1 pseudogene is annotated in these 532 nt (G+C 58.8%); it reads right to left on the bottom strand.

Annotation, left to right across the window (positions count from 1 at the left end):
- Positions 1 to 532, bottom strand: a pseudogene (locus tag A3754_RS27470) (alkaline phosphatase); the annotation flags it as partial.

Here is a 532-nt window from a genome sequence, read left to right as displayed (position 1 = left end):
TACCTGCTTGCCATCCTCATCCCAGATGGAGAAAGATCGGCCACCATAGCTGTACAGGGTGTCATACATAAGGCGGTTACCGTCGTCATCCTGGTCGCCCGCGTCGTTGAACAGCAGCGGCTTGCCATTGTCGTCGGTCTTGTAGCCCTGCACCCAGGTGATATTCAGGCGACCCAGCAACTCATCGTCACGGCAATCCCCTGGGTCTCCGGCGGCGGCCCCGCAATAGCCAAATACATCCGGGTCCAGCAGGGCCCCTTCCGCCAGCGCCAGCAGTTGTGGCGGCATGTCATCGCCGCAACGACGCTCAAAGCCATCGGCATGAACCAGATGCTTGACGCGGAGTTCCTCTACAAAGCCAAGAGAGGCATCACCACATTCGGTGCTGTTAACCTTAAGATCTTCATTCCAGTAACCCTCGTTATCTTCCCCCCAAGCGCGGGCGTCCCCCTCGTTAGCGGTGACCAGATAGGTAGCGCCATTGGCCTGGTAGGCATGAATGGCATCGGGCAGATACAGGCCCATCACGCCG

The sequence above is a fragment of the Alcanivorax sp. HI0083 genome (assembly GCF_001635175.1).
Note: the sequence above shows the minus strand (reverse complement) of the source record. Positions and strands in the feature narration are given on the sequence as shown.